The following is a 9,926-nucleotide window of genomic DNA, read 5'->3' on the forward strand; positions in this document are numbered from 1 at the left end:
TGGGCTGAGCGGTTTCGGCGCGGTACATCTGGGCGGATGTCGGTACAACACTGACACTGTGCGACGGACAATGCTGCGTGACGGACAATGCTGTGCGACGGACGGCACTGTGTGACGGACAACACACTGTGATGATTACCACAGCGGAAATCCGAGTTTTTCCATCCGTCATGGTCTAGCATGGGAGCCACGCGGGGCCGGGACCTCCGGGCCCGTGATAGGCGGGCCGTGCGCAAAGCCCGTCAGAATCGAACAACGAGATGACGAGGTGCACCATGACACTACTGCAACACGAACTCACCGACTTCACTGTCCAGGCGTTCCAGAACAACGATTTCCATGAAGTGACCAAGGCTGATGTGCTCGGCCACTGGTCGCTGTTCTTCTTCTATCCGGCTGATTTCACCTTCGTGTGCCCGACCGAGCTTGAAGACCTCGCGGACCATTACGAGGAGTTCAAGAAGATCGGCTGCGAAATCTACTCCGTCTCCCATGACACGCACTTTGTGCACAAGGCATGGCATGACGCGAACGAGAAAATCGCGAAGATCCAGTATCCGATGCTCGCCGACCCGACGGCGCTGCTCGCCCGCGACCTCGACACCTACAACGAGGAGCTGGGCCAGGCCGAGCGCGGCGACTTCATCATCAATCCGGAAGGCAAGGTTGTGGCCTACGAGGTGATTTCCTCCAACGTCGGCCGCAACGCCGAAGAGCTGCTGCGCCGCGTGCAGGCGTCCCAGTTCGTCTACGAGCACGGCGACCAGGTCTGCCCGGCCAAGTGGGAGCCCGGTGAGGCAACCATCGCGCCGTCGCTGGATCTCGTCGGCCAGCTGTGACCTTCGGCTGATTGGCTGAAACGGTTTTCATTCCCTATCACGGATGCCGTCACCGGTCGCAGCGTCCGCAATCAGTGAAGGTTGCGGCCGCGTCGGGTGGCGGCATCCGTCATGTGAACCCGTAATCGTTGCGATGACGAGGAGCTGACAATGCAACAGCAAGATGATTTGTATGATGTCGTGGTGATCGGCGGCGGCCCGGCCGGCTTGACCGCAGGACTATATCTGGCGCGTGCGCGATACCGCGTATTGATTTTGGAAAAGGCGGATTTCGGCGGACAGATCACCATCACGTCCGAAGTAGTCAACTATCCGGGTGTCGAACGCACCGACGGCCGTAAACTCACCGCGACCATGCGCAAACAGGCGCAGAATTTCGGGGCGGAATTCAAAGTCGCCGAGGCGACGGGACTGGACGTGGACGGCGATATCAAGGTCGTGCACACCAACCGCGGAGATATCCGCTGCTTCGGCATTCTCATCGCCACCGGAGCCTCCCCGCGCAAAATCGGTTTCACCGGCGAACAGGAGTATGCGGGCCGAGGCGTGGCCTACTGCGCCACCTGCGATGGTGAATTCTTCAACGGGCGTGAAGTCATCGTGGTCGGCGGCGGATTCGCGGCGGCCGAGGAATCAGTGTTCCTGACGAAATACGCCAGCAAAGTCACCATTCTTGTGCGCGAAGGCGATTTCACTTGTGACGCCGCCGTTGCCGCCGAAGCCAAGAACCACCCGAAGATCGAGGTGCTGTACCATACGCAGCTCGACGGGGTCGCAGCCGGTTCCGGCGGACTGACCGAAGCGACGTTGCGTGATACGCGTACCGGTGAGACGAGCGTGTGGAAGCCGGCTGATGGTGGCACCTTCGGCGTGTTCGTCTTCGCTGGCTATGTGCCGCAGACCGAACTGGTCCGTGGCGTGGTGGAGCTTGACGACCACGGGTATGTGGTCACGCACGGCTACCTGGAGACTTCGGTCCCCGGCGTGTATGCGGCCGGCGATCTGCGCGTCAAGAACTTGCGTCAAGTGGTCACGGCGACCGCGGATGGCGCCATCGCCGCCGTTGAACTGGAACGGTATGCCAAGCAGCTCAGCGAGAAAACCGGGTTGGTGCCGCCGCGCCCGACCACATCCGCCTACGAGCAGCAGGAAGCCAAGGCCGCGAAGGCCGCTAGCGCATCGGGCACGTCACCGGCGCCGGCGTCGCAGCGTCCCGGTACCGCTTCTGCCGCGCCTGCCGGCAGCAATCATGCGTTCTTCGATGACGCGATCCGCCAGCAGCTTGCGGTCGTGTTCTCGCGGATGGCGCGTCCGCTGGTATTGAAGCTTGAACTTGATGATTCCCCGCTGTCCAAGGAATTGCAGGCGTTCATCGGCGAGATGGCCTCGCTGAGCGACGGCAAGTTGAGCACGGTGGTCGATACGGTTCCGGCGACCGGCGGCGATGTCTCGCTGGACAAGCCGCTGCCGGATGCGCGGCCGAATGTGCGGTTGTGCACGATTGGCACTAACGGTGAACCGCAGGAAACCGGCATCGCCTTCCATGGCGTTCCGAGCGGGCACGAGTTCAACTCCTTCGTGCTCGCCCTGTACAACGTGGCCGGTCCGGGGCAGGCGCTCGACCAGGACACCGCCGAACGGATCGCCTCGATTGTCCAGCCGGTCGATGTCATGCTGCTGGTGTCGCTCACGTGCACGATGTGCCCGGAAACCGTGCTCGCGACCCAGCGGATCGCCGCGGCGAACCCGAAGGTGCGGGCGGAAGCCTACGATATTGCGCACTTCCCCGAGCTCAAGGACAAGTTCAACGTGATGAGCGTGCCGTGCATGGTCATCACCCGGCCCGGTGCTGATGCCGCGTCCGAAGCGCAGCAGACCATCGAGTTCGGCAAGAAGTCGGTCCCGCAGATGCTTGATCTGCTGGGAGCCTGATTCCGCGGCAGTAGTTGGGCTGTAATCGCGCCCGTTGCGAGGGTATCGTCCCGCGCGACGGGCGCTTTTCTGTTCGGTAGGCGCTGATATGCCGGGGATGCGGGAGTTCTGGGTGGATTTGTGGGGGCGGTGGAGATCTCCCGGGAGATTTGGGCGGGCTCGTGGGGCGGTGGTGATCTCCCGGGAGTTTGGCTGTGATGGCCGGGTTTGGTGATGATGTGCCAAGGGAAACGTTGATATACCAACGCGACTCGAATCGGCTCGATGGGAGATTACGCGTCGAATCACACATTGTGTGAGAAGTCCCGCGCAAATGCGGGAGAACGCGCGTCCTTCGTCGAATATCAAGCAAACTCCCGGTGGGTGGAGTGGACGGATGGTCGGGCGTCGGGTGGGAGTCGAATCCTCATGTCCGCAAACTCCCGGTAGATGAGTCGGACCAACAGTGGACGGGAACCGAACCCGTATTCCCACAGAGGTGATGGATGATTACCTTTCCGAGTAGTCCAATGCTGATGAGTGAAGTCATATCGTCATGACATGTGATGAGTTGAGTATGTTATCGCATACTGAGCGGACCACGTTCGCAGTATCGTCTTCGAATCGTTGCGGTATTTGACAGGTTGTGTATGCCATCGCATGCGCGACGAGGCGGATTGCGTGCTCCGGAATCGGATTGGTGACACAACCAACGGGTTGCGTATGCCGGCGCATGCGCAACGTGACTATTCGCCGCTAACGGCACTGGATAGTCAAGGCATGTGACGGATTGCGTATGTCGTCAGATACGCAGCGTGACATTTCCTGATTATTTATACGAATCGTCGTGGCATTTGATGAGTTGCGTATGCCGGCGCATGCGGGGCGAATCACTTTCGCGGTATGGTCTTCGGATTGTCTTGGTATCCGACAGGTTGTGTATGTCATCGCATGCGCGGTGAGGTGGATTGTGTGCTCGGAGAACGGATTGGTGGCGTAACTTGCGGGTTGTGTATGTTTGGACATACGCAACGTGCGCTTCTGGGTCATTGTTTCCGGATTGCCAAGGCATTTGACGAGTTGCGTATGCCGGGGCATGCGCAACGTGACTATTCGTGGCTTACGGCACTGGGTAGTCAAGGCATGTGGCAGATCGCGTATGTCGTCAGATACGCGGCGGGTGGTTTCCCGGTCGTCGTTGCCGAAGCGTCAGGGAAACTGGCATGTTGTGTATGTCGTCAGATACGTGGCGCAACATTTCCTGATGATTCACTCGAATCGTCATGGGCTTTGATGAGTTGTGTATGTCGTCGCATACAGGCATCTACCCAGAGATAATCCAGACCCTGCCGTGTGTCGCTCGCCAATCACAACAACCCGCCCAAAACGCGAGAAGGCCCCGCACCCCGCAGGGCACGAGACCTTCTCGCTGCATTGGTCGGAAATCGGAATCAGCCCGTGTTCTGCAGGCCTGCCGCGACACCCGAAACGGTGCACAGGATAAGGTAGATGAACTCTGCCTGTTGGCTTTGGCTGAGTTCTTCCTTGTCCACCTTGCGACGCAGCGAACGCAGCGCCAGCACCTGGGTGACGGAGAGCGCATCCACGTACGGGGAACGCACCCTGATGGCCTGGCCGAGCACATGACGGTGCTGCAGTGGCCAAGCGTCGCCGACAATGCGCAGCACCCACTTGCGGGTCAGACGCATCTCGTCGAGCACCTTGTCGCGCAGGTCGTCGCGATCGCCGAGAGCCAGATACATCTTGGCGATGCGCTCATCGGTCTTCGCGATCGACATCTCGATGTTGTCGATGAACGTGGAGAACAGCGGCCACTCCTCATACGCCTTGCGCAGCGTATCCAGGTCGCCGAACTTCTCGCACGCCGTGCCCAGACCGTACCATGCAGCCAAGTTGATGCGCGCCTGGGACCAAGCGAACACCCACGGGATGGTACGCAGATCGTCGAGCGACTTGGCGCCCAGACCGCGCTTGGCAGGACGGGAGCCGATCGGCAGCAGACCAACCTCGGCAAGCGGGGTGACGGTCGAGAACCATTCGGCGAAGTCCGGTGTATGCAGCAGATCCAGGAAGCGCTCGTGCGAGACTTCGTTGAGCGCGTCTGCCATCGGCTTGTACTTCGCGGTCATCTCCGTGTTGATCTTGTCGATGCTCGGAGCGGACTGCAACAGCGTTGCCGCGGCGACGGACTCGATGTGGCGCAGGCCGAGCACCGGGTTGCCGTAGCGGGCGAAGATGACCTCGCCCTGCTCGGTGAGCTTGAACCGGCAGTTGACCGAGCCGGCAGGCTGCGCGAGCACCGCACGGTTGGCCGGGCCACCGCCACGGCCGACAGCGCCGCCACGACCGTGGAACAGCGTCAAATCGATGTCGTGTTCCTTGGCCCACTTGGCGATACGGCCCTCAGTTTCATGCAGCGCGAGGATGGATGTGGTCGGGCCGGCGTCCTTGGAGGAATCCGAGTAGCCGAGCATGACTTCCATCTTGCCGCCGGTTGCCTTCAGGCGTGCCTGCACCTCCGGGATCTTGATGATCTCGTCGAGCACATCCACCGAGTTCTCGAGATCCTCAAGCTGTTCGAACAGCGGGATCACATCGATGGTCGGCACGTCTTCCGGATGGGCGAAGGCGAGACGATTGAGCTCGTACACATCGCGCACGTTCTGCGCGGACTTCGTGAAGGAGATGATGTAGCGGCGGGCAGCCTTGATACCGTTGCGCTTCTGGATGGAACCCAGTGCGCGGAAGGTGTCGAGCACCTCGTGCGTCATCGGCTGCAGCTCGCCACGTTCGCCATGCAGACCATGCTCGCGGATGTCCTCGAGCGCGCGGGAATGCACGACGGAATGCTGACGGAACTCCATCTCCACCATGTGGAAGCCGAAGGTCTCGGCCTGCCAGATGAGATCCTGCAACGGGCCATAGGCCGCGCGCGGGTCGCCAGCTGCGGCGAGCGAACGCTGCACGATCTTCAAATCCGCGATGAAATCATCGCAGGACTTGTACATGAGATCGGCGTCGCGCTCGATGGTGTAGTGCAGACGATCGGCCATCACCAGCATGACGGCGCGATGCATTTCCTTGGTGGAAATCAGTGCGGCCTTGGACGTGAGCCGTTCGCTCATTTCCTTCTGGTGATTCCACAGGTTCTTCAGCTCGGCGCTGGGCGGCGTGGTGCCGGACTCCATGGTGAGGTTGCGGCCGACGGTGCGGCAGGCATCTTCAAGGGCGGCGATCACATGGTCGCTGAACTTGCGTGCGACCTGGCGGCTGACCTTCGCGGTGACGTTCGGGTTGCCATCACGGTCGGAGCCGATCCAGCTGCCCGGATGGAAGAACGCGGGGCACACCGGCGGGACGAGACCCGCCTTGTCGCCGAGGATCCAATCGTCGAAACGACGGTAGACGAGCGGAATCGTACGGAACAGCGTGTTGTCGAAGATATCGAGGATGGTGTCGGCCTCTTCGACAGGCGTTGGCTTCTTCAACGCGATCGGCGAGGTGCGGAACAGCGCGTCGATCTCGTTGTACAGACGACGGTAGCTTTCCTTCTTGTCGGAGCCGCCGAGCATCTTGCTGCTTTCCAGCAGCTGGGCGATGCGGCGGATCTTGCCTTCGACGGCCTTGCGGCGTGCCTCGGTCGGATGCGCGGTGAACACGGGGTGGAACTCGAGTTTGTTGAGCAGTTCCTTCGCCTTCGCCGGACCCATTTCAACAATGAGCTTGTGATAGGCGTTGGTCATCTCATTGACCGGGTCGACCGCCTCGTCATCGCTGACTGCCGCTTCGCGCTGATGCAGCACGGATACGCGGTAGTTCTCTTCGCACAGGTTCGCCAGATGGAAGTAGGTGGTGAACGCGCGCGCGAGCAGCTGCGCATCATGCAGATTCATCGTGTCGATGGTTTCGACCGCCTTGTCCAGCTCGCGCTGCCCCTCGCTCGGGTCGGTGTGAACACTGGTGAAATGCTCGGCGCTGGCGTCGGCCACATATTGGCGAACGGTATCGAATGTCTCGAGCAGTTTGGGATCGAATTCGCCAAGCACTTCGCGCACAATCTGCAGACACAGATCCATGTCGTGCTTCAGCGAATCAGGGAGAGCACGCTCTTCCGGGCCTTTGGTGCCCGTGCCGGACGTCACGATACCGGCGTCGGCTGGCGTGATTTGCTGATTTTCTGTTGTCATTGAACCTCCTTTTCCAAACCTTCGGTTGTTCGGTCTGCCGGTCTTCCGTGGCTCCTCCACGGTTGTGGTGCCGGCCGTTGCGAACCCAAAGCCGTCGGTTCAGCGGTTGCAGTGGCATTATACGGTCGTGTTTTCGACGGGCGTGTAACATGTCCGAAATCTGTCCGCAGATTGACCGAATGGTGGACAGGATGGTGAACTGGCGGTTTTCCGGGCATTCTGGCGGTGTCGCGAACCGCATGGGGTACGGCTTGCGATAGTAATGGAACCGTGACTTCACAACAGCCTTCACAGCATTCTTCACAACAAGAACATCCGGGAACCGGACTGCGGGACAACGCGCAGACAGGCGGCGTCGAAAATGCCGCGGCTGCGGTGAGGAAATACCATACTCATTCCATTCCTCTCGACATGGAGGACATCGAGCGGGACTGGGACAAGCCGATCACCGAGGCGGGAATTGCGGCGAAAGCCAGTGTGATTGTGCGTGTCGGCATGCTGGATTTGGGGGCGGGCACCGGCAGCTTCCGTGTGCGCGAAATGATGCACCGCATCGCGTACCCGTTGGGTGTGCATGTGCGCGCCGATGTGAATCTGACTGATATCGAAGCGGCCTGCACGGACGGCCACGACCGGATCACCGAAGTGGTGGACCTGCCCACCACCGGTGTCAATACCGAGCGGATCTGGCTGCTCGAGCATTTCGCCGACTGGTTCAACGTCAATCTCGGCACCGGATCGATGTATCACAGTCGCACCGAAGTGTCCGAAGGCTTGATGCAGCATCTCGATCAGCGCGATGCCTCCCAGGTGTCCGCCAACCTGTCCAAGCAGCTGCGCAAAGAACGCAAGGAAATCAAGGAAAACAAGGGCAGCGAGGCTCAACGCGAACTGTGGGATCAGGCGGCCGAAGCTGATGACGATCCGGTGCTCGACGCGCTCGAACACGCCGAGCAGGCCCGTCCTGGCACTCAGGACGCCCAGACGGCGAAACCGCTGGATATGCGGGGTATCGACCGTGCGGAGCGTGAACAGGGCGGCCAGGCGGAACGCAAGGCCGAATACCGCGCCGAACGCGGGCAGAACGTGCAGTCCCGCGGTGAGCGTTGCGATGATGCCCGGGAGCGCCGTATTGCACGGCGGCTCGAACGCACCCAGCGCCCCCCAAAAGGCGAGTACGCAAGTCATTTCGACCATGTCGGCCAACGCCCGGAACATCGGCGCGGGGTTACTGTACGGCAGGCGCACGAGCGGCTCGATATGATCGAGCATCGCAAACCCTTGTATTCCCCGGCGTTTGCTGGCCTCGCTTCGGCGTGCGCATGCGCGGCCTTCGTGTTCCTGCTTGGCGGCGGCCCGTATGACATGATCGGGGCCTTCGTTGGTGCCGGGCTTGGCCACTGGCTTCGTCGGCGGATGTTCGTCCACCACCTCAACCAGTTCTTCGTGACTTTCGTGTGCGTGAGCGTGGCGGCGCTGGCATGCACGGGTATGTTGCGCCTGATCGGCTTGTTCGACCCCGTCGCCTTGCAGCATGACACTGCGTATATCGGGGCGATGCTGTTTGTCATTCCGGGCTTCCCGATGATCACGGGTGGGCTGGATATGGCGAAGATCGACTTCCCGTCAGGCATCCAACGAGTGGCATACGTGCTGTGCATCGTGCTGATTGCCACACTCGCTGGCTGGATGGTCGCCTCGATTGTGCATCTCAACCCGCAGGGATTTGAGCCCTTGGGTCTCAACCCGGTGATTGAGTGCCTGCTGCGCATGGTGTTCGCGTTCATTGGCGTGTGGGGCTTCTCTGTGATGTTCAACTCGCCGCAGCGCATGTGCCTGGTCGCTGCCGTGATCGGCATGATTACCGATACGCTGCGTTTGGAAATCGTGGATATGGGTGTGCCTGCCGAGGCTGGTGCGTTCATCGGCGCGCTGCTTGCCGGACTGCTCGCCTCCGCATGGCGGTCTTCGGTCCGGCGCGGATTGCTGCCGCCGCACTTGGGGTATCCGCGTATCTGTTTGACCGTGCCGTCCATTGTGATCATGGTGCCCGGCATGTATATGTATCGCGCGATGTTCTACCTTGGGGCTTTCGACACGCTGCATGCGTTGGACTGGGCATTCCGCGCGTTCATGGTGATTATCTGCCTGCCAATCGGGCTGGTGATGGCGCGCGTGCTCACTGACAAAAGCTGGCGGTATGACGTGTGAGGCGTGTTCGCGTTGAGCTCTCAGTCTCGCGATGCTGTGATTTTGATTTCGTGATTCCGATTTCGTGATTCCGATTTCGTGATTTCTCGGAGATGATGCCCCGAAAACGGAGATATCGGGAACAATCTCTCAATATCTCGATGTGGACGTCGAATTCGCGAGATTTTCAGACTTCGCGGTCCGTCTTGTCGATGTTGGAAACCTACGAATCGTTGGTATTCCAGGCTTTCTGCGACATGGCTGGTATGGTGTGCAACCCGCTGAGTCTTCATTTCTCTCGCAATTGCCGGTTTCGGGCGAGTTTTTCGGACTTTTCTCTCAATGTCTCGCATGATTTGCCTTTGAGCGCGAGTTTTTCAGATGTCAGCGTCGGGAGGTGAGAATGGGCTGCGTGTGCTGCGAGTGATGTGCATGCGAGTGATGACGAGTCCGGCGGCGGGGTTGTCCGGGAGAATTGTCGGATTTGCCTGATGCGCGCGTAATCTCCCACATCGGGTGTGGGAGATGGTGGAGAAACATCGTCAATCTGAATGATCTCCCAACAAGAACGTTGGAAATCCGCGATTCTGGAAAATCGCCTCCGAAGCCGGTGTTGGGAGAAAACTGTCAAATCCGCAAATCCTCGATAAACTCCCGCGATATTCCGAGACTTCATCGCCTGCAATCCGGTTCCAGTACGATCTCCCGCATCAATAAAGAAACCCCCGGTGGAGGGTACCACCGGGGAGGAGAGAAAGGAGAGAGAAGAAGAAAAAGG

Annotated in this window: 5 protein-coding genes; 3 read left to right on the plus strand and 2 right to left on the minus strand. The window is 60.1% G+C overall.

The window, feature by feature from the left end:
* The first annotated feature begins 275 nt into the window (after positions 1-275).
* A complete protein-coding gene (gene ahpC, locus ACI38B_RS04360) occupies positions 276-839 on the plus strand; it encodes an alkyl hydroperoxide reductase subunit C (protein WP_033492920.1) in 564 nt (187 codons plus the stop codon).
* Between the two features lie 150 nt (positions 840-989).
* Positions 990-2,771 carry an FAD-dependent oxidoreductase gene (locus ACI38B_RS04365; RefSeq protein ID WP_439729681.1) on the plus strand — a complete coding sequence of 594 codons (1,782 nt, stop codon included), beginning with the start codon at positions 990-992 and terminating at the stop codon, positions 2,769-2,771.
* A 1,430-nt stretch (positions 2,772-4,201) separates the two neighbouring features.
* Here the strand turns inward: ACI38B_RS04365 and ACI38B_RS04370 are convergent.
* Complete coding sequence (locus tag ACI38B_RS04370; protein ID WP_439729682.1) at positions 4,202-6,958, minus strand: phosphoenolpyruvate carboxylase; 2,757 nt, start codon at positions 6,956-6,958, stop codon at positions 4,202-4,204.
* A 411-nt stretch (positions 6,959-7,369) separates the two neighbouring features.
* Here ACI38B_RS04370 and ACI38B_RS04375 point away from each other — a divergent pair, with 411 nt between their 5' ends.
* Positions 7,370-9,169, plus strand: coding sequence for a threonine/serine exporter family protein (locus ACI38B_RS04375; protein WP_439729684.1), 1,800 nt, complete (start codon positions 7,370-7,372; stop codon positions 9,167-9,169).
* A 268-nt stretch (positions 9,170-9,437) separates the two neighbouring features.
* On the opposite strand, the gene ACI38B_RS04380 is transcribed toward ACI38B_RS04375, so the two are convergent.
* Positions 9,438-9,926 (minus strand): hypothetical protein (locus ACI38B_RS04380; RefSeq protein WP_439729683.1); only part of this gene is annotated, 489 nt, incomplete at its 5' end.

It is taken from the genome of Bifidobacterium sp. (assembly GCF_051876855.1).
Taxonomy (GTDB): domain Bacteria; phylum Actinomycetota; class Actinomycetes; order Actinomycetales; family Bifidobacteriaceae; genus Bifidobacterium.